This window comes from Terriglobales bacterium, from assembly GCA_035567895.1.
Classification (GTDB): domain Bacteria; phylum Acidobacteriota; class Terriglobia; order Terriglobales; family Acidobacteriaceae; genus Gp1-AA112.
This window is the reverse complement of sequence record DATMPC010000090.1, coordinates 83,707-108,075: the sequence shown is the minus strand read 5'-3', so window position 1 is coordinate 108,075 and position 24,369 is coordinate 83,707. Positions and strand designations below refer to the sequence as shown.

The window sequence follows — 24,369 nt, the reverse complement described above, 5'->3', positions numbered from 1 at the left end:
GAAGGGCGTCGGTTCGGCGCCTTCGCGGTTTGGTTTCGACGGAATCCCTAAGAGTCTGCAGTGGTTCAGTTTGCTGGCATCGCGGCGAATACGCGGACGGGCACCAGGATCGGTGTAGGCGTTCCATTTTGGGCGCTCCGTCCCGCCACAGTTACTTACCAAGTGACACATTTCTTAAGGTTTACCTGCCTCACAGGTTACTAAGCTTGAGTCGATGAGCATCATGAGCGCTCGCCACTTGCTTCGACTTCTCTATGTTGTCGTGGGGATTCTGCAAATTGCAGCGATTCTCTGTGCTTTCGAAAAGCCGGCGTACGCTTATGTTGATCCAGGTTCTGGTTACCTGTTGCTTCAGATCGTCGGCAGCATGCTCGCGGGCGCAGCGTTCCTCGTTCGTCACCGACTGAAGCGGATGTTTGGTTTCGCTGTAGCTGTAGAGGGTGACTCGACATCGGCTCGAGAATCCGCTGTGCCCATAAGAGAAGAAAAATGACGTCGTTGACGTCGCACTCCACCGCGACGTTTCGTGATCCCGCCGGCTCGCTAAGAATTTCTGGAGACCGCGTTCTGCGAACTGTGAGGCGGGAGTTCGCAGAAGACTGTCTGAGATTCCTCCGTTCCGAAGTAGCCAAGTCCTGGGTTGCTGGTGGCAGATTGGTTGAGACGCGCGTCTTGAGGGGAGCGCCCGGCGAAGAACTGGAGCTTGAACACGAACGGGTGTTCTTCCCAACATATCCGTGGGAGTGGACGCCCGGTCAATGGATCAGCGCCGGCGAACTAACGCTCGACTTCGCCGAACAGCAACTGTCACTGGGACGCGTGTTGAAAGATGCATCGCCATTGAATGTGCTCTTTCGCGGAAGCAGTCCCGTTTTTGTAGACGTGCTCTCGACCGAGCCTCGCGATCTCGAGGATCCTTTGTGGTTAGCGTATGGACAGTTTGTCCGTACGTTCCTGCTTCCACTCGCGGCGTTCAAGTACCTGGGCTGGCCCTTGGCCTTGAGCTTGGTGCATCGCGATGGTTATGAGCCGGGCGAGCTATACCCGCATCTTTCAGCACGGTCGCGTTTTCGCACGCCTATCTTTTCACAAGTAACCCTGCCGCACCTTTTGGAACGGAGGAAGGGCCTGCGGTCATCTCGGAAAATCAGGCTACGTTCCGACATCGCACTGTCGGTGCAAAGCCAGAAGATCAAACAGCTACGAACGCATTTACACAAGCTCGCTCCACCGTCCTCAGAATCGAATTGGAGCCGATATGAGCAGGTTGCCGATCACTACACAGTCGAAGACCGGGCACATAAGCGCGAGTTTGTAGAGCGTGTCCTGGAAACGGCCAGGCCAGGTCACGTCCTGGATATCGGATCCAATACGGGAGAGTACTCTCGGCTCGCGGCACGGGCTGGAGCGCAGGTTGTCTCCTGGGACACAGATGTTGCCGCTTCCGAATCGAACTGGCGACTAGCGGCGGCGGACCACTTGCCTATCTTGCCCGTGGTCGCCGACGTTGCCCGGCCAACTCCAGCGCTCGGGTGGCGCAATGCGGAGTCGAGGTCGCTGTTGGAACGCGCTCGCGGACGCTTTGACTGCGTCTTGATGCTCGGCGTTATTCATCACCTACTGCTCACAGATCAAATTCCGATTGAGGAGATCGCGCGGCTTACTGCGGAACTCACGACCCGCTGGGCGGTGGTGGAGTGGATACCGGCGACAGACGTCCGCTTTCGCGAACTGTGCCGTGAACGCGAGCATCTTTATGCCGGGCTCGATGAACACGTATTTCTGCGCAGCTTCTCTCAGGAGTTTGTGCTGATTTCCCGCAAGCTGCTTAGCAACGGCCGCATCCTGTTTTTACTTCGACGGAACCGCTGACAATGAAGGTGAAATACCTTCTGGAAGGATGCGGTATCGCCATTCTTGTCTTGCTGTCTTACATCTGGCCGCAGGTTTCTCCGAATCACGTTGCCATTTATTTCTCAGTATTGCCGGTCACAAGTGTCACTTCGGGAATCCTCATTGATGTCGTGGCTCTGGCAGCCATCTCCACGCTCGTGATCACGCTTGCTTCACGTGGAGATGGAGACACAAACGGTCGTTATGTTTGGGTAGCACTGATGTTCGTTGCCATCAGCGCTGCGGTGAGTTCCATCGCTAAGCTTGCCGAAGTTCACAGACTTACTCCCAATTCCGCCGTACTCGCCGGAGGCATGGTGCTGCCGGTATGCCTGACGAGATATTGGAGTCCCCTCAAGTACAAAGTTCTGGTGCGTGGGTTTCGATTGGCATTGGCACTCATCGGACTCTGTGCCATTTGGATCATTCCGCAATTGCTGTTCATAGCGCTTCATCGGCAGAGCAGCGACCAACTTGCCTTCCGGAAACCAACCGGTACCAACATCCCACTCCGACGGATCGTGTGGATCCTCTTCGATGAACTGTCGTACGCCCAGACGTTTGAATCCCGGAATTCCTCCTTACGCCTTCCTAATTTCGATTGGCTTCGCGACAGGAGCACTTCGTTTTCACAGCTCGGCCCCGTGGGCTACTACACAGCACGAGTTGTGCCCTCATTGCTGATTGGCAGGCAGATTCGAAACTTGCGTAGCACGTTGGATGGCAGCGCGCTTATCCAGCTTGAAGAATCTTCGCATTTGCAGCAACTTGATCCTCAGCAGACCATCTTCGCCGAGGCGCAGCGCAATGGCTGGACTACCGGAGTCGCTGGCTGGTCGAATCCTTACTGCCGTTTGCTGTCGACGGTACTGGACTCGTGCGACTGGCTTCCCGACCAGTTCACTCCGTCTTATCTCTACTCCCACATGTCCGCCCAGAGATCGCCGCTGCAGAATGCGCTGGCCCCGGTTGCGAACTCGATCCGGCGGTTTCGACATCAACCCTCAGCCGATCCCAGCGCGACTGAGTTCCATCTCCGCGACGCTCGAGATTTAATAGCTCCGGCCCTCGCGCTGATACGCGACGAACAAATCGGCTTTGTGTTCCTCCACCTTGCAGTTCCTCACCCGCCCGGAGTGTACGACCGAAGCACGCATCAATTTAGGAAAGGTGGATCCTACCTGGACAACCTAGCACTCGCGGACCACTACCTTGGGCAGCTACTTGAAGCAGTCTCATCGACCACTCCGGCGGCGAGGACGACGGTTGTGGTGTGCTCCGATCACTCCTGGCGAGTACCGATGTGGAAGAACTCCGCCATCTGGACGCAGGAGGACGAGCGAGCATCGAACAGTTTCTTCGACAACAGGCCCGTACTCATGGTGCACTTTCCAGAACAGACTCAGAGAATCAGCATCGACCAACCTGAGAACAGCTTGATCTTGCACGCAATGCTGGAAGGAATGCTCCGTGGAACTATTGCCGATCCGGAGCAGTTGGCGTCCTGGGTCGCTGCGTGGTAATAGCGCCAGAAAAACTTGCGGGAAAAAACATGAGGGAGATCGCTCTCCCCCATCAGCTAGATTATTACCGCGAGCTAGGAATCAGAAGTAAATCTTCGCTCCCAATTGCACCAGACGTCCAGGCTGAGCAGCGCTGATCTTACCGAAGGTTCCGCCAGCTCCTGCATCCTGGATATCGCCGTCCACGCAACTGGTGTTTGTGCAGAACTGAGTGTGATTGAAGAGGTTGAAGGCCTCAAGACGCAGCTGGACGTAACGAGGAGAATCGCTCCCGCCAATCGGCGTGTTCTTGAGGATAGCAAAATCGGTGTTGTTCAATCCTGGTCCATGAATCGAGTTTCGCCGGACGTTACCGAACGTTCCCGGAGCTGCCACGGCGAACGCTGATGGATCAAAGAAGAAGTTATTGACGCCACCAATGCTCGAAGTCCTGATATCAAGATGGTGCAGCGGACCAATTTGATTTGGCGAGTCAGGGCACGCGTAGAAGGTATTGGCATCACAGGTCAGCGACGTGAGCCCGGTATCACCGAGGTTTATCGGGAATCCAGTTTGTAGTGTCGTGATTCCCGTGAGCTGCCAGCCGCCGAAGGCCATGGAGGGCAGCCAGTTAAAGCTGTTATGCAGATTGGGAAGCAGGTAGCTATAACTCGCTACAAATCGGTGCCGCGCGTCGAAGGACGAATCCCCCACGTTGAGGCCAGGAATTAGAACATTCGTGCCGCGCAGGTTAAAGCCGCTGTCCTCGAGGCCGGAGCCATCGTCAATCGAATGGCTCCAGGTATAGCTGAGCAGGAAGGACAAGCCGTGCGTGAAGCCTTTATTCAGGCTTGTCTGAAACGAGTTATAGCCCGATTTTCCAGTTGTAGCCTGAATTCCCAAGCCTTCGTAGATGTCTCCAGGGAAGGGGGAAAGGTTCGGGAACGCGGACTTGAAGGACGGATCATTGGCACAAGTTGGATTCGCTGCGCATTGCTGCGCGCCTGCCAAGGTAACCGAGTTCGCGTCGTAGCTGCGCAGAAGATGTCGGGCCTGTGATCCGATGTACCCGAGGCTGAGAACCATATTGGCCGGCAGCTCACGCTGAATGACCAAGTTATAGTTCATCGCGTACGGAGCGCTTAACTTCTGATCGATGACGTTGATAGAGAAAGGTTCCACATTCGTGAAATCGAACGGAGTCCCGGGAGCCGGGGCAACAAAGGGGAACTTGTTCGTTACGCTCTTCGCGGCGTTACCGGAGATGTCCTGGAACGGATTCGCGAAGCTGGGATGTCCGCCCACATCTGCAGCGCCTGCCGACGAGAGGCCGAACGGCGGCGCTCCAAGGTTCTGCAGCGCTCCCTCTTCTTCTGTGCGGTTGAAGTACAAGCCCCATCCCGCGCGAATCGAGAGCTTGTTTCCCCCTTCTCCCGACAAGAAGCCGAGGTTCGGCGCATACACAAATCCCGCTCGTGGCCCGATGTGGCCCCACTTGGTCTCATATCCGCCGGCGCGATTGCAGGTTGGATCTCCTGGGTAAACGAGTCCCAAAGGGGCCGTCGGAAATACCTTCGATTGCTCACCCGGGCGGAAGCAGTTAATGGCGAGTCCGTTGAACTGATTGTTGTCGAGAGGCGTGTCGATTTGCCACCCTGCGCCGTAATTTACGATCAAATTCGGACGAACCTTCCAGCTATCCTGTGCATAGGAGTAGCTCTCATAAGCCCGAGCGAGAATCAGTCCGCCGGCAGTCTGGTTATAACTCGACGGAATACCGAGCAGAAAATCCGCTCCAGCAATTCCCGTGCTGTTGAAAGCGGACGAGTTGAAAGTGAATTGGCCATTATTCCGTGAAGAAAATGGATTGTTGACATCGAAGCGGCGGCCATCAAATCCAAATTTGAGGGAATGATTTCCGATCACCTTCGAGAAGTTGTCAGTAATCTCATAGGTTTGATCAATCCTGGGCTGAGGTCCATTGCTGCTGAATCCCAAATTGAAAAGACCCGTAACGGTGATTCGCGGAATTCCTTGACCAGAAGTTAACTGCGGATTGACTGCAAACCCAAGTGTCGATGGAGCGACCGGGTTCTGGGGAAATGTTGATACGAAGTTCAGGCGCGTGAAGCCAAGACGAAATTCGTTAAGCGTGTTCGGGTTGAAAGTGTGATTCCAATCTACGATGAACTGCTTGGAGTCGCTTTTGTTGGTATCGCCAAACCCAGGCAGCGTGGCTCCAGTAAAAGGAAGATCCTCTGAGTTAGGTGCGTGGTTGAAGAACGCCACACCCCATATCTGATCGGATGGACCGAACGTATGGTCAATGCGGGCGATTCCCTGATCCTGAACAGCAAACCGTGTTGGATTAAAAGAAAACTGATTCGCGCCAAAGTTCGCCGCGGGCACGAACGTCTTCAGGAGATTCGCAGAAATCGAATTGAAGTCTGAAGTTGGAATGTGCCCTGTCGGGAAAATCGTGCAGTATGGCGTGCCCGCGGGAAACACCGCTCCGCTCTCTCCGGTAAGCGCAAACGGAGAGACCTTGGTTCCGAATGGACAGGCGCCGGGAGTCTTCGCAGCAGCTGAGAAATCGCCCGTACGCTGTGGCGTCGTGAAGACGGTTACGGAGTTCACGCTGCCGGGTTCAGGCTGCCTGTTGCGGTTGCCCTGATAAGAGATGAAGAAAAACGTCTTGTCTTTAATGATGGGGCCGCCCAGCGTTCCTCCGAAGAGATTCTGGTGAAACTGTGGAGCGGTCTTCTGAAAAAAGTTGTGCGTGTTCAGGAATGTGTCGCGATAAAACTCGAAGGCATCTCCGTGGAACCCGTTGGTTCCGTTCTTGATAACCGTATTCACAATGCCGCCGGAGTTGCGACCATACTCGGGATTGATGGTATTGGTGATGAGGTTGAACTCACCCAGCGCGTCTGGGCTGGGAATAATAAGAGGCGTGTTCAACGGAAGGTCGTTCGCGTCGACACCGTTGATCAGGAAGCTGCTCTGAGTGGATTGGCTGCCGTTCACGGCAAATGTTCCAAAACGGTCCGAAGCGGCTACTACGCCGGGGATGACCTGCTCCAATGACGTCCAGTTGCGGTTGATCAAGGGCAAGTCAACGATTTGCTTTTGGCCGATCACCTGTTGAATCTGGTTGCTTGTGGTTTCGACCTGGATGGTGTCAGCAGACACTTCAACGGTCTCGGCAACTGCACCAATCGCCATCTGCACTGGCAGGTTGTAGATCTGGTTCACAGCCAGCGGAATTTGAGTGCTCTGATAGGTCTTAAAACCTGTCGCAGTTGCCTTGACGGTGTAAGAGCCGACTGGAAGATTCAAGAATTCGTAACTTCCATTGCTCTGGCTCACCGTGGTTTTTTCCGCGCCGGTAGCAACATTGCGAGCTGTCACAGTGGCTCCGGCGACCGCAGCGCCGGTTTGGTCGGTAACTAAACCGCGAATGCGGGCATAAACTTCGTCTGCTACTGAGCTTCCTGCAAGAGCAGCGACGAGTATCGCTAATCCCAGCAGCCGACGGACAAGATTGACGAACATACTTCCTCCTGAAAGATTGAAACGTCTGCTCTTTGCAGTCCTGTCTCCACTGGGACAAAAGAGATGCAACTCATCCCAATATGGGACCGTTAACCAGAAATAAGTGATGAGTTGATTTTGCTAGTGATCCGATGAAGTTTTATTGGTTCGAGAGGCCGAGCAGCAGCTATCGACAATCTGATTTTTGGTATTGGTGTATGTAAAGGTACGTGTTTTCGTAGCCGTAGTTCGTATGCAGATACGAGTAACTCGTCGCTTTGTCCCAAAACACTTTTCTTGGATCAGAACATTCACTGGCACATCAGGCTTGCCCGATACATCGAAGAGCCACGGGTTGGCGGCAATCGACAGTCTCCAAAGCCACGCGATAGTATTTGCAGGAATTATTTCGTCCCACATTCTCGCGACGAGGTGAAGATTGGCTACGAAGCTGGCTTCCCGTTGTTTCGCTGTTCTCAGTTGTCTTCTGATCACATTCATCTTCAGTTCCCAATCCACAGCAGCGCAGCAGAAGAAAGCGGCGACCTCTTCAAAGCAGGAGAGCAAGAAAGCCGGAGCTGGGCCGGAGAGTCATGCGGCCACCGGGCCAGAATCTGCCGCCTCCCCGATCAACGCTGCGGGTGCCGAGCCGCAATCTCCGTTTGCGCATTTGCAATATCGCTTTATTGGACCTCCAGGCAATCGTGTTAGCGCTGTAGTGGGAGAGCCAGGCAATTCGAATGTCTACTACGCTGGCGCTGCTTCAGGGGGTGTATGGAAGTCGTCGGATGCCGGATTCAATTGGCATCCCGTATTCGACAAGCAACCGGTGCAGTCGATCGGTTCGATCGCGATTGCCCCTTCGAATCACAGCATCGTTTGGGTAGGTACCGGCGAGACCTTCATCCGCAGCAATGTCTCGATCGGCAACGGTGTGTATAAGTCCACTGACGGCGGCAAGACGTGGCAGCATATGGGGCTCGACGCTACTGGGCGTATTGGGCGCGTCATCATCGATCCGCACAATCCCGAAGTGGTCTTCGTCGCTGCTCTCGGTACTTGTTATGGACCTCAGGCTGAGCGCGGCGTCTACCGCACAAAAGACGGCGGCAAGAACTGGGAGCGCGTGCTCTTCGTCGACGAGAACACCGGCGCCTCGGATCTATCGATGGATTCGAAGGACTCCAACACTCTGTTCGCCGGAACCTGGCAGATCGATATCAAAACTTGGGGCCGAAACAGTGGTGGTCCGGGCAGCGGAGTGTTTGTCACCCATGACGGCGGTAACACGTGGAAGCGAATCACGGCGCACGGTCTGCCTGATTCGCCGCTGGGGAAGATCGCCGTTGCGGTTGCGCCTAACGATTCCAATCGTGTGTATGCGCTGATCGAGACGGGGCAGCGTGGCTCCTTCTGGCGCAGTGACGATGGCGGCGACAATTGGAAGCTCGCGAACAACAGTCGCCTGCTCAATGAGCGTCCGCATTACTACACGCGCATGCTGGTGATGCCGGATAATGAAAACGAAATTTACTTTCCCTCGAACAGCATGGGGGTCACTTATGACGGCGGCCAAACCGCGGACCTCGTGCGTTGGGGTGGCGACAATCACGACATGTGGTCGGACCCGCAGAATCCCAACCGCATGATGATCGGCAACGATGGCGGCGTGATGATCTCCACTGTCCGCGGTAAAGAGTGGACCTTGGTTCGGCTGCCAATCGCGCAGATCTATCACGCCGCTACCGACACGAGAATTCCTTATTACGTGTTTGGCCAGACGCAGGATGGGCCCTCAATGCGCGGGCCCAGCAATGATCTCGGCTCGAACAGTATCCCCGCTGCTGACTGGACAACCAGCGGTGGATGCGAGACGGGTTGGAACACGCCTGACCCTGTAGATCCGAACATCGTCTGGGCGGGATGCTACGCAGGTGTTACCGAGCGCTTCGATCTGCGCACTGGGCATGCTCACTCGGTGAGCGTGTGGCCCGATCGCACTATGGGCGCCAATGCCGGCCAAGTGAAGATACGGATGAACTGGACGTATCCCATCGCGATCTCGCCGCACGATCACAACACGGTGTACGTCGGGAGCCAGTTTGTGCATAAGACGTCAGACGGCGGGCAAACGTGGCAGACGATCAGTCCCGATGTGACACTCAACGACCCGAGCATGCATGGCGACTCGGGCGGGCTCACGGTAGACAATCTTAGCGTCGAATACGCAGGCGTTGTTTTCTCGCTCGCCGAATCCCCTGTTGAGAAAGGACAAATCTGGGCCGGCACCAACGATGGCGTAGTGCAGGTGACGCGTGACGGCGGCTCACACTGGACCAACGTGACACCGAAAGGCATGCCGCCGAAGATGACCGTCGATGCAGTGATTCCCTCGAAGCACGACCCGGGTACCTGTTACATAGCCGTCGATGGACACCAGGTCAACATTCGCGATCCATATCTTTACAAGACTTCGGACTACGGCAAGACGTGGAGGCTGATCGTGAACGGCATCCCGAAGTCACCACTCAGCTACACGGAAGCCATTCAGGAAGATCCAGTGCGCCGCGGATTGTTATACGCCGGAACTGAAAATGCGCTCTACGTTTCCTTCGACGACGGCGATCACTGGCAACCGTTACAGAGCAACTTGCCGCACGCTCCTGTGCACTGGATTACAGTCCAGGAACACTTCAAGGATCTCGTAGTCGGCACGTACGGACGCGGCTTCTGGATCCTCGACGATCTCACGCCGCTCGAGCAATTCGACGACAGCGCGCGCAACGCATCCGTGCACTTGTTCGCACCGCGTCCCGCGTATCGCTTTCGCGAGACCTTCCATCGCGAAATGGCCGAAGGAGTGGAAGGCGAAAATCCGCCTTACGGCGCCTCGATCAACTACTTCCTCAAGCAGCCGGCAAAGAAGATTGAGATAACGATCGAAGGTGCCGATGGCAAGACCATTCGTACGCTCAAGGCTGCGAATCTAGCGGGCATTAATCGAGCATGGTGGGATTTGCGCTATCCCGCAATCAGCGATGTTGCGCTGCGCACGGCCCCGGCTGGCAATCCGCATGTCTGGGAGGAGAAACGATTCGTGGGCAAGGAATCGCGCCCGGTTTACTACTACGGCGTCGGGCGCAGCCAATCGGAGTCGGTGATGCACAGCGCGAGCGGGGAACCGACGATCGGTCCTCTTGTCGGGCCGGGCACTTATACAGCGAAACTGGTAGCAGATGGCCAAACTCTTACGCAGAAGCTGACCGTCCTCAAGGACCCGAACACCACCGGCAGCGACGCCGACGTGGAAGCCGCAAGCAAGCTATCAATGGCGATCTACAGCGACGCAAACGCTTCGGTGCGCATGATCAACCAGATGGAGTGGACACGAAAGCAACTCGAAGACCTGCAGAAGATGCTGAAAGCAGCCAATGCTGACAAGGCGCTCTCTGACTCAACCAAGAGTCTCGACGACAAGGCTCTCGCGATAGAAGACCAACTCCTGCAGAGAACCGTGACAGAGGGCGATCTGAAGTCGTTTCGCGGGCCGCTGCAGCTCTATTTGAAATTCGTCTGGCTCGGAGCGGAAGTGGGCAGCGGTGGAGCAGACGTGGCGGGCAATCCTGACTTCGCGCCCACGCGATCGGAAACCGAAGTCTATAACTTGTTGCACGGACAGCTAGAGAAAGCTCAGTCCGAGTTCAACGATTTCTATTCAAAGGAATTACCGGCATTCAATGACGCAATGGGAAAGAAGGGATTGCAGAGACTGATGTTGGTGGAAGTGAAATAGCAACAAAGTAAAACGTGGTTCCGGCTGGGCCGGAACCACGTTTGTTTGTACCTGCCTTCCCTTACTGGGCGATTACTCCAGGCTGCGGCGCGCCTTTGGGCGTGCTTAGGTATCCAGAAATCGAATTCTTGTCGGCTGAGAACACAACCACCTCGTACAACATGTGGTCACGACCGGTGTAGAACTGCAGCGGTTCGGCCACATTCTTATCCTTCTTTTCGATCGTGCGGTCGTCAGCCACTACGTTGAGTGTGAACTTGCCCTTCTTGGCATCCACTTTTCTCAGTTGGAGGCTCACCGTTCCTACCGGGGTCGGGCGCTTCGTGCTCTTATTCAGCGTGAATTCGTAGATGTTGCGGTCACCCTTGTGCTTCAGGACTTCGAGATCGTCACGTGTGTGCGCGATGAGCCCGCTCTGCACACCGAGATCGCCGATCGTGCTTTCGAGCCTCTTTTTCGTGGCGTCGAGATCGCTCCGCGTGGCGGTGAGGTCGGTCTTCGCGCCGCTCAGATCCGTCTTAACGCCGCCCAGATCGGTTGAGACCGACGACAACTGCTGCTGACTCTGTTGCAGCTGTTGGGCAGTCTGCTGTTGCTGCTTGAGCAGGGCTGCATCATGCGCGGCGGCTTCGCGCTGCGCCCGCGTGAGCTTCGATTGCAGCACTTCGGTCGACTGTTTCAGGCTGCTTTCAGTGAGCCCCAGTCGATCCATCAGAACCTTGTTGCTTTGCTCCACGCTCTGGATGGCTGCCTTTTGGTCCGCTTCGACCTTGTTGAGGCGTGAGCCGAGGCTATAAAGCATGTAAGCTGAGCCAAGCACGTACAGCACGATTACAGCGATTACTACTTTCCTAAATACGTTGTTGCTATCTTCTGCAACAGTGTCTTGCTCGTATTCCATAGTTCACCCTTCAGGCTGGGGAAAGCCCTCGACATATTGATGAAAATTCAGAGAAGAAGCTGCTCAAATATAACCTGATTCGACACGGAAACCATGCACAAGTTGTGAGTCACGCGTGAAGAATCGTTACGGTTACTCGGTTCTCCGGCCGAGCATTCCGGCCTAACCAAGTCGCTAAACAGGAGAGCCGCCCGGGACGGGGCGGCTCTCCGGTTTTCAGCTTAGGTTAGGAGCCTGACTGCTCCCGGATCACGCCCGGTTGAGGCGCGTTCTTCGGGGTGCTTAGGTAGCCCGATACCGACTTCTTCTGGGCCGTGAACACCACCACCTCGTACAGCATGTGGTCGCGTCCGGTATAGAACTGCAGCGGCTCGGCGACGTTTCGGTCCTTCTTCTCGATCACGTGATCGTCGGCAAGAACGTTCATCGTGAAGTTGCCCTTCTTGGAGTTCACCTTCTTTAGCTGCAGGCTGATGGTGCCCACTGGCGTCGGACGCTTACTCCTGGTGAGTGTGAACTCGTAATAGTTGCGCTCGCCCTTGCGCATCAGGACTTCCAGATCCTCGCGCGTGTGAGCGATCAGGCCGCTCTGCATTCCGAGGTCGCCGATCGTCGTCTCGAGGCGCTTCTTCGTAGCTTCCAGGTCGTTGCGGGTTGACAAGATGTCGCCCCTCGCGCCCGAGAGGTCTCGCTTGACTCCACCCAAGTCGCCGGACATCGACGACAGCAACTCCTGGCTTTTCTTGAGCTGCCGCTCGGTTTCGTTCACCTGCTTGCGAAGCTCAGCAGAACGCGCATTGATCTCACGCTGCGTCTTTCCAATCCTCGTTTGCAGATCGTTTGTCGACTGCTTCAGAGTGGCTTCGGTTGTGCCCATCTGGTCGATCAGGGCCTTATTGCGCAGCTCAACGCTCTCGACGAGAGTCTTCTGCGATTCTTCGGCCTTTTCGACCCGCGAGCCGAGCTCGTAGGCGAAGTATCCGGAGCCGACGATGTATGCGGCGCCCAGGATCATCGTAATCAGTTTCACATTCAGACTGCGGCTGGCCGTTGAAACCGCCTCAAATTCGTGCTTCACGGAGTCTGCGTCTTTTTGGTAGTGCATAAGTTCTCCTTGCCCGTGCGCAGCACGGTCATTCAAACTTGAAAAACCAGACAAGCGGCTGGGTCCATGGTAAGTCAGCATTCGTGAGAATAGACCCCTGACGAGGGTCACTTTGGTCCACGTCCCCCAGTTACTTTGGACCAAGAACTGTTGGGTTCGAGCCATGAATGTTCTGAGCCTTCGCGCTCGCAAGCCCTTGAAAATCATGATGGTGATACCCTGAAACCCGATTCAGCCGAACGCCGAAATGCAGATTGCCGAAGGCCATCTTCAAGGTCTTGAATGCTGACTTCCGACAACCGTCCGCTGCGTATTGCCGTAGCTGGTGGCGGCCCGGGGGGACTCTATTTCTCCCTTCTGATGAAGAAGGCGAATCCGCAACATCAGGTGACGGTCTTCGAGCGCAATGCGCCCGACAGCACCTTCGGCTGGGGCGTCGTCTTTTCTGACCAGACGTTGGAGAATTTTCGTGCCGCCGACTCGGCCACCTATCGGCAAATCTTCGATAACTTTGCTTACTGGGACGACATCGATGTTCATTTCAAAGGCGCTCGCATTACGTCTGGCGGACACGGCTTCAGCGGAATCGCCCGCAAAAAGCTGCTGAACATCCTGCAAGAGCGTTGCCGCGAGTTAAAGGTCGAGCTGCGTTTCAACACCGAAGTCTGTGATGTCAGCGATATCAGCGAGCAGGATGGTAGAGATGCGGCCTGCTGTGTCTCTACGAAGAAGCCAGGGGACTCAAAGCCGAATAGGGAATCCTACGACCTGGTCGTTGTTGCTGAGGGCATCAACAGTGCCATTCGCCGCAAGTACGCCGAGCACTTTCAGCCCGAATTGGAACTGCGTCCTGCGAAGTTCATCTGGTTAGGCACGACCTACAAGTTCAAAGCTTTTACCTTCTACTTCGTTCAGAACCAGCACGGAATCTTCCAGGCACACTGCTACCGCTTTGACGATAATTACTCAACTTTCATCGTCGAATGCGACGAGCTCTCGTGGCGAAACGCGGGATTCGATCGGATGGACGCCGGCCAAACCATCGCGGCCTGCGAGGCAATGTTTGCTGCGTGGCTTGACGGCCATCCTTTACTATTCAACGCGACACACCAGGCGCAAGCGCCCTGGACGAGTTTTCTTCGTGTGCGCAACGAGCATTGGTTCCATAACAACATCGTTCTACTCGGCGATGCCGCACACACCGCGCACTTCTCCATCGGCTCGGGGACGAAGTTGGCTATGGAAGATGCGATCTCTCTTTCGGACGCGCTGAGTTCCCAGGAGTCAACAACCGTCGCGCTTGAGCGCTATGAAGAGGAACGCAAGACCGAAGCCTTGCGCCTGCAAAATGCCGCCCGCAATTCCATGGAATGGTTCGAGAACGTCCGGCGATATGTCAATCTAGATCCTGAACAATTTACCTACAGTTTGCTGACCCGCAGCCAGCGTGTGAGCCATGAGAACCTGCGCATTCGTGATCAGAAGTATCTTTATAATCTCGAGCGCTGGTTCGCCCGCCGGGCCTCCGGTAAGCAGACCGAACGTGCTATTCCGCCGATGTTCACTCCATTCACCTTGCGCGATATGACGGTCGTCAATCGCGTGGTTGTCTCGCCCATGGACATGTACAGCGCTGTAGACGGCACTCCGACCGACTTTCATCTCGTGCATCTGGGGGCACGAGCGCTCGGAGGCGCGGGGTTGATCATCACGGAGATGACCTGCATCTCGCCCGAGGCGCGGATCAGTCTTGGCTGCACTGGAATGTACAGCCCCGAGCACGAGTCAGCGTGGCGGAAGATTGTGGACTTTGTGCATAACAACAGCCGGGCCAAGATCGCGTTGCAGCTTGGTCACTCAGGCCGCAAAGGCTCGACAAAACTTGCGTGGGAGGGTATGGATGAGCCGCTCGAATCCGGCAATTGGGAGGTGATTGCGCCATCGGCGATTCCGTATTCCCAATCGATGCACACTCCTCGCCAGATGACCCGCGCTGACATGGACAAGGTTCTCAGCGATTTCGTCCGCGCGGCGCGCATGGGCGCCGCAGCTGGATTCGACATGCTTGAACTCCATTGCGCGCACGGATATCTGCTTTCGAGCTTTATCACTCCGCTGGCCAATCGCCGCACCGATGAATACGGCGGTTCGCTCGAGAACCGTCCGCGCTTTCCCCTCGAAGTATTCAGAGCCATGCGCTCGGTGTGGCCGGCAGGCAAGCCGATGTCAGTACGCATCTCCGCGACCGATTGGGCGCCGGGAGGTGTCGAAGGTCCCGAGGCCGTGGAGATCGCGCGCGCCTTCCATCGCGCCGGCGCTGATATCATTCACGTTTCTACCGGGCAGACGTCAGTCGATGCCCGTCCCCAATATGGACGCATGTACCAAACGCCCTACAGCGAGCGCATTCGCAATGAAGCCGGCATCCCCACAATTGCAGTCGGCAACATCACGGAGGCCGATCAGGTGAACGCGATTATCGCCGCCGGGCGCGCGGATCTCTGCGCACTGGCAAGGCCTCACCTTGTCGATCCCAACTGGACGCTGCACGCCGCGGCGCAGCTCGGCTACGCCGATCAACACTGGCCACAGCAATATCTGACCGGCAAACAACAGCTCGAACGCGCCGTGCAGCGAGCTAAGGAAAGCAAAGCTTGAGGCGCGATGCCTGCCTGCGCGGCCGCCACGCGATCGTTACCGGCGGCGGTCGCGGAATCGGAGCTGCCGTTGCCCGTGCGCTCGCCGAACTCGGCGCTGACCTTTCATTGATGGGCCGCGACATGGATCGCCTTCATGACACCGCCGAGGCGATCAGAAACCAATTCGACTCGCGCGTGGAGACTCATCACGTCGATGTCACAGACCTGTCTTCGGTACAGCGAGCCTTTACTGCCGCCACTGCACCGCTGGGTTGCGTGTACATCCTGGTGAACAACGCGGGCCAGGCGCGGGCACGAGGATTTGCCGATATCGATCCGGACCACTGGCAGAACATGATCGACGCCAACCTCAGCAGCGCCTTCTACTGCACTCAGCAGGTGTTGCCTGCTATGGCAGGCGCAGGCGAAGGACGCGTGGTGAACATCGCGTCGACCGCAGGGCTGAAGGGATATCCGAAGATCGCAGCATATTGCGCGGCCAAGCATGGACTCATCGGCTTCACGCGTTCCCTTGCGCTGGAATATGCCAAATCGGGAGTAACGATTAATGCCGTTTGCCCGGGTTACACGGAAACTGAGATGTTCGATCGCGCTGTGCAGGAGCTCGTGACTTCGCTGGGCAAATCTCCCGAGGAAGCGCGCGCAATGCTCACGCGTCCAAATCCGCAAGGACGAGTGGTAAAGCCCGAGGAAGTAGCGGATGCAGTAGCATGGCTCTGCTCGCCCGGCGCTTCAGCGATCACTGGGCAGGCGATCGCAGTAGCTGGCGGAGAAGTGATGTAGCAAGTGGTTCTATCCGTCACCACGTAACTCGGATCGATGCCTGACCTTCCCATTTCGGATATTCAGCCAAAGCACTTTCTCTGGCGAGTCGACGACAGGGTCGCGACTATCACCCTGAACCGTCCCGAACGCAAAAACCCACTTACCTTCGAGTCATACAACGAACTCATTGAAACGTTTCACACGCTGAATCACATCCCTGCAATCAAAACCATCGTCATCACTGGTGCCGGCGACAACTTCTGCTCCGGCGGAGATGTTCACGAGATCATCGGGCCACTGGTTGAGATAAGAGAGAAAAAGCAGGCAGACCGGCTGCTGACTTTTACCCGCATGAGTGGCGAACTAGTCAAAGCAATGCGCGATTGCCCGCAACCAATCGTCGCCGCCATTGACGGTGTATGCGCAGGAGCCGGCGCCATCATCGCCATGGCAAGCGATATCCGATTTGGTACTCCGCGCAGCCGAGTTGCTTTCTTGTTCGTGAAAGTCGGCCTCAGCGGAGCCGACATGGGTGCCTGTGCGATCCTGCCCCGCATCATCGGGCATGGGCGTGCCGCCGAACTGCTGTACACCGGACGCTTCATGACCGCCGATGAAGCCGAGCGCTGGGGCTTCTACAATCGTCTGCTCGCTCCGGATAAGTTGCTGCCAGAAGCCACACAGTTTGCGCGCGATCTCGCCGATGGTCCTACTGTCGCTCATGCAACCACGAAGCGTTGTCTCCACCAAGAGTGGGATATGAGCATCGACGACGCCATCGAGAACGAAGCTCAGGCTCAGGCCGCTTGTATGGAGACCGAAGACTTCGCACGCGCCTATCGCGCCTTCGCTGCGAAGCAGACTCCGAAATTCGAGGGCAACTAATGCCCGACCGCACCTTTCTCACTTGGCCATTCTTTGACGAGAAGCATCGGAAACTCGCTCGCGAAGTACAGACATTGATTCAAAGCAATGTCGATCTGAGTGAAGACCGCGCCGGAGAGAGTCCGGATGAGCGCTGTCGCATGTTTGTGCGTGCGTTCGGGGATAGCGTGCGGAAGCACGCCGTTCCAGCGCCGTTTGGACACGAAGAACCTCTGGATGTGCGCAGTATCTGCCTGATACGCGAATCGCTCGCTTATCCCTCCGGCCTCGCAGACTTCGCGTTTGCTATGCAGGGACTCGGATCGGGCCCGATCTCTTTATTCGGCTCTGATGCTCTAAAGAAGAAGTACTTGCCAAAGGTCGCCGCAGGCGAGATGATCGCCGCGTTTGCCATTTCGGAACCAGACGCCGGCTCCGACGTACGCTCAATGCAGACTACGGCGCGCCGCGACGACGATCACTTTGTGATCAACGGCACCAAGACCTGGATTTCCAACGCTGGTCTTGCAGACTTTTACGTGGTCTTCTGCCGATATCCCGAAGGCGGCGAGAAGTCGTATATAGCTCTGTTGGTTCAAGATAAGACGCCAGGGTTGGCCATCCACCGCTTCGATGTAATCGCGCCACATCCCATTGGGACCCTTGAGTTCAAAGATTGTCGTGTACCAGCATCAGGGATCATCGGGAAGGAAGGCGAAGGACTGAAGGTCGCTCTTGCGACTCTCGACGTTTTCCGCCCAACGGTGGGCGCAGCTGCACTCGGGTTTGCGCGACGCGCACTCGACGAAGCTGTAAGCTGGGCGAAGAAACGAAGAGCCTTCGGAAAGACTCTCTCCGAGTTCCAGATCACGCAAGCCAAACTGGCCGACATGGCCCTGGCCATCGATACCTCAGCGCTGCTCGTCTATCGTGCCGCATGGACGCACGACGTGCTCAAGCAGCCTGTAACCCGCGAAGCGGCAATGGCCAAGCTGCACGCAACCGAATCTGCTCAGCACGTCATCGATGAAGCTGTACAGATTCTGGGCGGCCAAGGCGTGCTTGCGGGCTCAGTCACCGAACAGCTCTATCGCGAAATTCGCGCCCTGCGCATTTACGAGGGCACGAGTGAGATCCAGAAACTCATCATCGCGAGTCAGGTCCTCAAGGCGGCAACAGATGGATAACTCTGAGGAATTTCTACATGGTCCATTGGTAAACGAGAATTTGCTGACAGACTGAACGGCAGCACAGCGAATTCGTGCCGCGTCTCGCGGCACGACATGATATGAGCCGGCAGGAACTGCCGGGGAGATTGGATTCTCAATTGAGCCCCGCAGGGGCGACACATCTGGAACGTGCCGCCCTTACAGGGCTCTGATTCTCGACGTACAACCCGGCATGGGATGCCGGGCTCATTTCGAATCGTGCCGCGAAACTCGGCACGAACCACGGTGCGATAGACAGGTAAGCCTGTGACTTTGTCGAAGAACGAGACAACAAATCGACCTACGACTGGCACGCGATACACCGCGCACGTGGACACCTTCTGCGCGGACCGCATGCCTCTACTTGGGCAGTTGCCTACCTTCTTCCGTGATCTGCCCGGGTATTCGTATCCCGAACGCCTCAACTGCGCTGTGGAATTGCTCGACCGGATGGTTGAGCGCGATTTAGGAGAGCGCACTGCTTTCATCCACGAGTTGGGCTCCTGGACTTATCGGAGCCTGCTTGAAACAACCAATCGAATTGCGCTCGTATTGCTCGAAGACTGCGGCCTAATTCCTGGCAATCGCGTACTCCTACGCGGCCCGAACCACCCCATGCTGGTCGCCTGCTGGTTCGGTGTGATCAAGGCGGGAGGAGTCGCAGTCACGACTCCGTGTCTACTGCGCTGCCGCGAACTCGTTTCCGTTGCTGACAAGGGAGAGATTTCGCTGGCGCTTTGTGACGCCCGGTATGCCGGCGATTGCGAGGACGCGCTTGCCAAACGCGCCGATGGATCTGCACGCCGAAACGCGAGAGTCGTTCTATTCAACTCCGAGGCTCCTGACTCCCTTGAGGCCCTTATGGCTACCAAACCCGCTGTGTTCAAGAACTGCGAAACCTCATGGGAGGACATCGCAATGCTCGCCTTTACTTCAGGCAGCACCGGTCAGCCCAAAGGCACAATGCACACGCATCGTGATGTTCTCGCGGCGGCAGACTGCTTCCCTCGCTACGTGCTGCGGGCGAATGCGGACGACCTCTTCATCGGGTCTCCCCCCCTGGGATTCACGTATGGACTGGGCGGGCTCGTGCTATTCCCAATGCGCATCGGCGCCGCAACCGTGCTGTTGGAGCAGGCCAGCCCGGGACATCTGCTTGAAGGACTTAGGCGGCACCGAGCGACCGTTTGTTTCACCGCGCCCACGGCTTACCGCGCGATGCTCAAGCAACTGAGTCGAGATCGGGTAACGAGCTTGCGTAAGTGTGTCTCAGCTGGCGAGACGCTGCCTTTGTCGACCTTCGAAGCCTGGCAAGAGGCTACTGGACTGAAGATCATAGACGGCATCGGTTCGACTGAAATGCTGCAGATATTCATCAGCGCTCCTGAAGAGGAGATCACGCCCGGGGCTACGGGAAGGGCGATCCACGGCTACGAGGCGAAGATCGTTCGTGACGATGGCACCGATGCGGCTACCGGCGAAGTCGGCCGCCTCGCCGTTCGTGGGGTCACGGGATGCAAGTATCTCGACAGTCCGCGCGAGCAGGCGAAGTACGTGCGGAACGGATGGAACCTGACCGGCGATTCCTTCCGCATGGACCAAGATGGATATTTCTGGTTTCAAGCGCGAACTGATGACTTGATCGTCAGTTCGGGTTACAACATTGCAGGGATCGAAGTTGAGAACGTCTTGCTCGAGCACCCTTCGGTACAGGAATGCGCGGTGGTAGGCGTGCCCGATCCCGACCGCGGCCAGGTGGTGAAAGCGTTTGTTGTGACCTCCGCGGAGTACGCTCCTTGCGAGCAACTCAAAAAAGATCTGCAGGATTTCGTAAAATCACAGATCGCGCCTTTCAAATACCCGCGTTCGCTTGAATTTGTGGCCGCGCTGCCACGCACCGCGACGGGCAAACTGCAGCGTTACGAACTAAGAAAGCAGACTCAATGAGCAAACTGCCAAAGCTGGTGAATCCTAAAGAGTGGCCGCTGCCGAGCGGATACGCCAACGCCGCCGTGGCGCAGGGCAAGATCGTTTCTATCGCAGGCCAAATCGGCTGGGACCCAATCACCGAGCGCCTGGTCTCCGATGACTTCACCCAGCAATCGCGTCAGGCCATCGCCAACGTCCTCACGGCGCTCGAAGCTGCTGGGGGAAAAGCCGAGAATCTGGTCCGGCTCACCTGGTTCATTACCGATCGCGACGCCTATCTCGCTAACACCAAGCAGATCGGCAAGGCCTATCGGGAAGAACTGGGGAAGCACTATCCGGCGATGTCAGTCGTGGTCGTTGCGGGATTGCTTGTGCCAGGCGCCAAGGTCGAGATTGAGGGAATGGCGATACTCACGGGCAAGGGCAAAGCAAAGCCAAAGAAGTCGAAAAAATAAGCGCCTCCCCGGTTCTGACGCTGGCAGGTCCTTTGCGGCGTGCAGTTAGCTTGTTCTCGTTACCGGCCACTTGCCTTCCTGCACGTTTGTGATATTTTTCTCGACATCCCCGCCCGGACCCGTTTTCCATGAAGCTTTTCTTCGAGCGCGAAGCGCCTAAGCAGAATCTGCGTATTCCCCGGCCCTCGGTGCTGCCGGATCGCGCGGACTTGAGCGTCTCGGCCCGCTACAAGGGATCGCGTGTCGGCGGTGACTATTACGATTTCCTGCCGATCAGCGACACGCGCATGGTCTTCCTGCTCTCAGACGTCGCGGGTAGGCGGAATGAAGCGCTGAACATCGCAGCCGCCGTCCAGGACGCCATGCACGAGCGGGCGCCGGAACTGCTAAGTGATCCGGACGCGAACGTCTCCGATGGCGTTACGGCTCTGGTACTCGATTTGAATCGCACGGTAATCCAGGCGGCCGGCGGAGTGCGCTCTGCGCCGACGTTCGTTGGCTGCCTCGACGAACAATTCGGGCTCATACACTACGTGAGCGCGGGGCACACACCTGCCTTCATCAAGGGCGATGGCGAGGTGACCCAGCTCGACCCGACCGGCCTGCCGCTGGGGCTCTTTTCCCACGCCACTCACGACGCCCAAGTGTCGGTCGCGCAGCCGGGCTCGTCGATTGTGCTGGTGTCAAGAGGATTGGTGGAGATCGCTGCTGGACGCCACGAGTTCGGACTTGATCGCGTGCGCCAAACTCTCCAGCAACAGACGTTCACTTCCGCCCACGACGTTTGCCACGATCTCCTGGAGCGCGCGGTGAAGCACGCCGAACGGCCATCTTCATTCGGACCACAATTCTCAATTGCGGGCTTCCGCGGCAACCACGAGCCGAATGATCTAACAGTTGTTTGCCTGATGCGAATGTCACAGGCAGAAGCGGCAGCGTGAGGAAAAACGGCGATAGGCAATAGGCTAAAAGCAACCACAAATATCTCTCCAGCCGCGTTCGCCTATTGCCTATCGCTTATTGCCTATCGCCGCCCTTGCAATATCTTTCCGATACTGCATGCCTTCGAAACGAATCTTCTCGGCTGCCTCGTAGGCGCGGGAGGCTGCGGCTTCCAGGTTGGGGCCGCTCGCGGTCACGCCAAGTACCCTCCCGCCGGCAGTCACAACTTGATTCCCGGAATGGGCGCTGCCTGCGTGAAAGACTTTTACGTTAGGCAGTTTGTCTGCCTGATCGAGTCCCGAAATGGGCTTGCCGTTAGTAAATGTTCCCGGATAACCGCCAGAGGCAAGCACCACACAAACCGAAGGCTCAGGCGACCATCGCAGCGGCTCCGGCGGCAATGTGCCTTTGGCTACCGATTCGCAGATGTCCACGAGATCGCTTTCGAGGCGAAACAGGACCGCCTGAGTTTCCGGATCGCCGAAGCGGCAATTGAACTCCAGTACCATAGGACCACGAGCTGTCATCATCAGCCCGATATACAGGACGCCCTTGTAGACAACTCCTTCGGCACGCAGGCCGTCGACTACGGGGCGCGCAATGTGCTTCATGATCCAGTCCTGCATGGTATTGCTGAGCAGATCGTCGCTGGAGTATGCGCCCATGCCTCCCGTATTGGGACCAGTGTCCCCCTCGCCGATGCGCTTGTGATCGCGTGAAGGCACGAGCGGAACTACAGCGCTTCCGTCAGTCAAGACCAGGAAAGACAGCTCTTCACCTCGCAAGCATTCTTCCAGCACGACCTGCGCTCCGGCTTCACCCACGAATTTGCGGGCGAGCATGTCATGTGCGATGGTGCTGGTTTCTTCCTTTGTCTTGGCAATCACTACGCCTTTCCCTGCCGCGAGTCCATCGGCCTTCACCACGGTCGGCGTGCTGAACAGGCTTAGTGCGTCGTGTACTTCTGCAGGATTGCGGCAAATGGCGTAGTTCGCGGTGGGAACTTTGACGCGCTGCATGAACTCCTTGGCGAATGCCTTGCTCGCCTCGAGGTGCGCAGCCTTCTGGGATGGACCAAAAATGGCGAGCCCGCGGCGCTCGAACTCATCTACCACACCCAGCGTGAGCGGAAGTTCGGGACCAACGACGGTCAGATCAGGACGGAGTTTGTGCGCGAGCTGTACCAGTTCGTCCACGCTCCTGAGATCGGCCGGAATACACGACGCTTCTCGCGCAATTCCCGCATTCCCCGGCGCGCAGAAGATCTCGGTGGTGCGCGGCGACTGCCGCAGCTTCCACACCAAAGCATGCTCTCGACCCCCACCACCCAAAACCAGAATACGCATCAGTTTTCCGCCAAAGGAACTTGCAAGGTTAGGGCGCACAGCTAGAGCGTGTCAACGAGGCCAGAAGAATCGGGTGATCCGGTGAAGTGAAAACCTGAGAGGCCACGCTTTCGGTCATTCCGAAGAAAGCAGATTCCCCCGCGCCAAAAACAGGCGCGAGGAATGACAGTGATAGAGGGCCAGTCTCTCTCTTTATTTTCCACTTCACCCGATCACCCGATGGCCCGATCACCCGATCTTCTCACTTGTCGTGAACAAAAGAAAAGGCCTCGATTTCTCGAGGCCCTTTAACTCTAAGTTATTTCGACTTACTGCCGCGGTATCGGCTGCCCACCGCTGTTGTTGTTCACGTTGCCCGCAGGCTGCGTTGTTGTAGTCGGCTGCTGGCTCGTGGCAGGAGCGGCATTGCGATTCACGCTGCCAGTAACGCCACCTTGAGGCGCGTTCGGCTGATAAGCAGAGCCGCTGCTCGGTGCGACATTTTGCGCGTTGGCTGACTGCGCCAGATCGGCTACGCCGTTCTTCAGCAGCGCTACTTCCACGCGTCCGCCGCGGACCCGCTTTGCCGGACCTTCGGCAGTCGTCGGTTTCACCGGAGCATTGCCGACGCCAATGGTGTAGATGCGGTAGAGCGGGATGTCATGGTTGATGACCAGATAGCGAACTACGCTCTGCGCCATATCCTGCGAGTTCGAAATCGCAGTGTTTCCCTTGCCGGAAGAGAAGCCCTGCACCTGCACGATCGTGCCACGCTGTCCCTTCATCTGGTCAGCGAGCTGATCAAGAGCTTCTTTTGCCTTCGGGCTCAGCGCCTGCTGTCCGGGACGGAAGCGGATCTCGGTGTCAGAGACAGGCTGATACTGGTCAAGTGTGCCGAGAGTCTGCTGGACGGTGTCGAGGCGAGTGCTGGCGACTTGAATGCTTTGCTGCGCCTGCTGCGCTCGATTGCCGGCATCGACTGCATGCTGGTCCGCCAAATCGGCCTTTGAAGAAGCCTGGCGAATGCCTTCCTGCGCGCGTGAATCCACGTCTTTAATGTTCTTCGAGTTCGTCGAAGTGAGCTCATCCAGCTCGTTCATGCGGTCGCGAATCGGAGCCATTTGCCGCTGGACGTATTTCTTGCGGGCAAACGGATTCAGGTGTCCCCAGAAGCCCTCGTGGGTATCGGGCTGCAATGGTTGACGCGCTGAGAGGTTTGCGTCGTTGTTGGTGTTGGGACCACTCGTATCCGGAGCTGCCTGCGTCTGAGTTGTTTGCGTCTGAGCTGTAGCAGTAACTTGTTGCGACGCGGGCGCAGACTGCTTGTCGGAACTTGTGGTGGTGGTCTGTTGGGCGAAAGCGGCCGGAACAATGAGTGAGGCGGCCAGAGCCAGTAGATAACGCGACTTCATTTCGATTCCTCCAAACTTTTTCCGGAACACTTTGGGGGAGGGTCCGGGCAATATGTCGGGGGAACCCTTGGTCTTTTCACC

At 56.8% G+C, this 24,369-nt stretch carries 16 protein-coding genes; 11 read left to right on the top strand and 5 right to left on the bottom strand.

Annotation, left to right across the window (positions count from 1 at the left end):
• The first annotated feature begins 223 nt into the window (after nucleotides 1–223).
• Genes VNX88_19060 through VNX88_19050 form a run of 3 tightly spaced genes read left to right on the top strand, consistent with a single transcriptional unit; the run spans nucleotide 224 to nucleotide 3,416 of the window.
• Entirely contained in the window at nucleotides 224–493 is a 270-nt protein-coding gene (locus tag VNX88_19060) for a hypothetical protein (GenBank protein HWY70776.1), read from the top strand.
• Nucleotides 490–1,872: a class I SAM-dependent methyltransferase gene (locus VNX88_19055; protein ID HWY70775.1), complete on the top strand. Its 1,383-nt coding sequence runs from the start codon at nucleotides 490–492 to the stop codon at nucleotides 1,870–1,872. The genes VNX88_19060 and VNX88_19055 overlap by 4 nt, the downstream gene beginning before the upstream one ends.
• 2 nt (nucleotides 1,873–1,874) lie before the next feature.
• Nucleotides 1,875–3,416: a sulfatase-like hydrolase/transferase gene (locus VNX88_19050; protein ID HWY70774.1), complete on the top strand. Its 1,542-nt coding sequence runs from the start codon at nucleotides 1,875–1,877 to the stop codon at nucleotides 3,414–3,416.
• 81 nt (nucleotides 3,417–3,497) lie between these two features.
• On the opposite strand, the gene VNX88_19045 is transcribed toward VNX88_19050, so the two are convergent.
• Complete coding sequence (locus tag VNX88_19045; GenBank protein HWY70773.1) at nucleotides 3,498–6,950, bottom strand: carboxypeptidase-like regulatory domain-containing protein; 3,453 nt, start codon at nucleotides 6,948–6,950, stop codon at nucleotides 3,498–3,500.
• Between the two features lie 418 nt (nucleotides 6,951–7,368).
• Between VNX88_19045 and VNX88_19040 the strand changes: the two genes are divergently transcribed.
• Nucleotides 7,369–10,722: a hypothetical protein gene (locus VNX88_19040; protein HWY70772.1), complete on the top strand. Its 3,354-nt coding sequence runs from the start codon at nucleotides 7,369–7,371 to the stop codon at nucleotides 10,720–10,722.
• Nucleotides 10,723–10,783: 61 nt separating this feature from the next.
• Here VNX88_19040 and VNX88_19035 read toward each other — a convergent pair whose 3' ends face one another.
• On the bottom strand, nucleotides 10,784–11,623 hold the full coding sequence (locus VNX88_19035) for a hypothetical protein (protein ID HWY70771.1): 840 nt from the start codon (nucleotides 11,621–11,623) through the stop codon (nucleotides 10,784–10,786).
• Between the two features lie 226 nt (nucleotides 11,624–11,849).
• Nucleotides 11,850–12,728: a hypothetical protein gene (locus VNX88_19030; GenBank protein ID HWY70770.1), complete on the bottom strand. Its 879-nt coding sequence runs from the start codon at nucleotides 12,726–12,728 to the stop codon at nucleotides 11,850–11,852.
• A 282-nt stretch (nucleotides 12,729–13,010) separates the two neighbouring features.
• Between VNX88_19030 and VNX88_19025 the strand changes: the two genes are divergently transcribed.
• From VNX88_19025 to VNX88_18995, 7 genes are all read left to right on the top strand, one after another.
• Nucleotides 13,011–15,386, top strand: coding sequence for a bifunctional salicylyl-CoA 5-hydroxylase/oxidoreductase (locus VNX88_19025; GenBank protein HWY70769.1), 2,376 nt, complete (start codon nucleotides 13,011–13,013; stop codon nucleotides 15,384–15,386).
• Entirely contained in the window at nucleotides 15,383–16,171 is a 789-nt protein-coding gene (locus VNX88_19020; GenBank protein ID HWY70768.1) for an SDR family NAD(P)-dependent oxidoreductase, read from the top strand. Before VNX88_19025 ends, VNX88_19020 begins: the two co-directional genes overlap by 4 nt.
• A gap of 36 nt (nucleotides 16,172–16,207) precedes the next feature.
• The gene (locus VNX88_19015) at nucleotides 16,208–17,038 is read left to right on the top strand and encodes an enoyl-CoA hydratase family protein (GenBank protein HWY70767.1); all 831 of its coding nucleotides are present in this window, start codon (nucleotides 16,208–16,210) and stop codon (nucleotides 17,036–17,038) included.
• Entirely contained in the window at nucleotides 17,038–18,204 is a 1,167-nt protein-coding gene (locus VNX88_19010) for an acyl-CoA dehydrogenase (GenBank protein HWY70766.1), read from the top strand. Before VNX88_19015 ends, VNX88_19010 begins: the two co-directional genes overlap by 1 nt.
• Before the next feature lie 294 nt (nucleotides 18,205–18,498).
• Nucleotides 18,499–20,172, top strand: a complete 1,674-nt coding sequence (locus VNX88_19005) for an AMP-binding protein (GenBank protein ID HWY70765.1) — start codon at nucleotides 18,499–18,501, stop codon at nucleotides 20,170–20,172.
• Nucleotides 20,169–20,609 (top strand): RidA family protein, encoded by a 441-nt coding sequence (locus VNX88_19000; GenBank protein ID HWY70764.1) that lies wholly within the window; start codon nucleotides 20,169–20,171, stop codon nucleotides 20,607–20,609. Before VNX88_19005 ends, VNX88_19000 begins: the two co-directional genes overlap by 4 nt.
• Nucleotides 20,610–20,737: 128 nt before the next feature.
• Nucleotides 20,738–21,550 carry a SpoIIE family protein phosphatase gene (locus VNX88_18995; GenBank protein ID HWY70763.1) on the top strand — a complete coding sequence of 271 codons (813 nt, stop codon included), beginning with the start codon at nucleotides 20,738–20,740 and terminating at the stop codon, nucleotides 21,548–21,550.
• Between the two features lie 69 nt (nucleotides 21,551–21,619).
• Here the strand turns inward: VNX88_18995 and purD are convergent, their stop codons facing one another.
• A complete protein-coding gene (purD, locus tag VNX88_18990; GenBank protein ID HWY70762.1) occupies nucleotides 21,620–22,897 on the bottom strand; it encodes a phosphoribosylamine--glycine ligase in 1,278 nt (425 codons plus the stop codon).
• A 308-nt stretch (nucleotides 22,898–23,205) separates the two neighbouring features.
• The gene (locus VNX88_18985; GenBank protein HWY70761.1) at nucleotides 23,206–24,288 is read right to left on the bottom strand and encodes an OmpA family protein; all 1,083 of its coding nucleotides are present in this window, start codon (nucleotides 24,286–24,288) and stop codon (nucleotides 23,206–23,208) included.
• Between the last annotated feature and the right edge of the window lie 81 nt (nucleotides 24,289–24,369).

What these genes read in the sequence shown, in the direction of transcription:
- VNX88_19010 (HWY70766.1), top strand. Translation starts at nt 17,038, where the DNA reads ATGCCCGACCGCACCTTTCTCACTTGGCCATTCTTTGACGAGAAGCAT.
- VNX88_19060 (HWY70776.1), top strand. Translation starts at nt 224, where the DNA reads ATGAGCGCTCGCCACTTGCTTCGACTTCTCTATGTTGTCGTGGGGATT.
- VNX88_18995 (HWY70763.1), top strand. Translation starts at nt 20,738, where the DNA reads ATGAAGCTTTTCTTCGAGCGCGAAGCGCCTAAGCAGAATCTGCGTATT.
- purD (HWY70762.1), bottom strand. Translation starts at nt 22,897, where the DNA reads ATGCGTATTCTGGTTTTGGGTGGTGGGGGTCGAGAGCATGCTTTGGTG.
- VNX88_19055 (HWY70775.1), top strand. Translation starts at nt 490, where the DNA reads ATGACGTCGTTGACGTCGCACTCCACCGCGACGTTTCGTGATCCCGCC.
- VNX88_19015 (HWY70767.1), top strand. Translation starts at nt 16,208, where the DNA reads ATGCCTGACCTTCCCATTTCGGATATTCAGCCAAAGCACTTTCTCTGG.
- VNX88_19030 (HWY70770.1), bottom strand. Translation starts at nt 12,728, where the DNA reads ATGCACTACCAAAAAGACGCAGACTCCGTGAAGCACGAATTTGAGGCG.
- VNX88_19035 (HWY70771.1), bottom strand. Translation starts at nt 11,623, where the DNA reads ATGGAATACGAGCAAGACACTGTTGCAGAAGATAGCAACAACGTATTT.
- VNX88_18985 (HWY70761.1), bottom strand. Translation starts at nt 24,288, where the DNA reads ATGAAGTCGCGTTATCTACTGGCTCTGGCCGCCTCACTCATTGTTCCG.
- VNX88_19050 (HWY70774.1), top strand. Translation starts at nt 1,875, where the DNA reads ATGAAGGTGAAATACCTTCTGGAAGGATGCGGTATCGCCATTCTTGTC.
- VNX88_19025 (HWY70769.1), top strand. Translation starts at nt 13,011, where the DNA reads ATGCTGACTTCCGACAACCGTCCGCTGCGTATTGCCGTAGCTGGTGGC.
- VNX88_19000 (HWY70764.1), top strand. Translation starts at nt 20,169, where the DNA reads ATGAGCAAACTGCCAAAGCTGGTGAATCCTAAAGAGTGGCCGCTGCCG.
- VNX88_19045 (HWY70773.1), bottom strand. Translation starts at nt 6,950, where the DNA reads ATGTTCGTCAATCTTGTCCGTCGGCTGCTGGGATTAGCGATACTCGTC.